The sequence below is a fragment of the Caballeronia udeis genome (assembly GCF_001544555.2).
In the GTDB taxonomy this organism is placed as follows: domain Bacteria; phylum Pseudomonadota; class Gammaproteobacteria; order Burkholderiales; family Burkholderiaceae; genus Caballeronia; species Caballeronia udeis.
Map to the genome: position 1 here is coordinate 1 of NZ_FCOK02000214.1, position 1,091 is coordinate 1,091.

At 58.2% G+C, this 1,091-nt stretch carries 1 protein-coding gene; it reads left to right on the forward strand.

Annotated features, from left to right (window positions below; translation table 11 throughout):
• Positions 1-75 precede the first annotated feature (75 nt).
• Positions 76-1,091 (forward strand): IS630 family transposase (locus AWB69_RS45270; protein WP_062093246.1); only part of this gene is annotated, 1,016 nt, incomplete at its 3' end.

Consider the following 1,091-nt stretch of genomic DNA (forward strand, 5'->3'; position numbering starts at 1 on the left):
CTAGTGTTCCGTTCCGTTGTTAACTGAACTATGTTTGCGTAGAATGTTGGTATCAACGAAACGGGAGATACCAGCATGCCGATGGGACGACCGAAGGTGGAGTTGACGTTGAGCGATGCCGAACAATTGCAACTTGCTTCGATGGCGCGTTCGCGCTCGATTCCGGCTGCGCTGGTTACACGGGCACGCATTGTTCTGGCTGCGGCCGCTGGCGAACCAAATAGCGAGATTGCCAGGCGCTTGCAACTCACGCGTGCCACGGTGGGTAAATGGCGCGCCCGGTTCCTTGAACAGCGCATCAACGGTCTGTACGACGAAGTGCGGCCCGGCAAGCCTCGCACGATCGATGACGAACGGGTGGCCGAGTTGATCCACAAGACGTTGCATACCAAGCCTGCCGACGGCTCCACGCATTGGAGCGTACGCACAATTGCCGCGGAGACGGCAATCTCTGCGACCAGCGTGCATCGATACTTCAAACTGCTGGGCCTCCAGCCGCACCGCAGCGAAAGCTTCAAACTGTCGACCGACCCGTTCTTCATCGAGAAACTGCGCGACGTGGTCGGCCTGTACCTGAGCCCTCCGGAGAACGCGCTGGTGCTGTGCGTAGACGAGAAAAGCCAATGTCAGGCGCTTGAGCGTACGCAGCCCATGCTGCCGATGGGCTTCGGTTACGTTGAGGGCGTCACGCATGACTATGTCCGTCACGGCACCACCACGCTGTTTGCGGCCCTGAATGTGCTCAACGGCGCGATACTGGCCACCTGCAAGCCGCGTCACCGGCACCAGGAGTTTCTGTCGTTCCTGCGCGAGATTGACAAGGCGGTGCCCGAAGGTCTCGACGTGCACTGCATTGTTGACAACTACAGTGCCCACAAGCATCCCAAGGTCAAGGCATGGCTGGCCGCACGGCCTCGGTGGCACATGCATTTCATCCCCACTTATAGTTCGTGGCTCAATCAGGTGGAACGCTTCTTCGCGTTGATCACCGGCAAGGCCATCCGTCGCGGTTCGTTCGGCTCGGTCAAGCAACTGATTAAGCGTATCGATCAATTCGTGTCCCACTACAACGAGAATTGCAAACCTTTTAC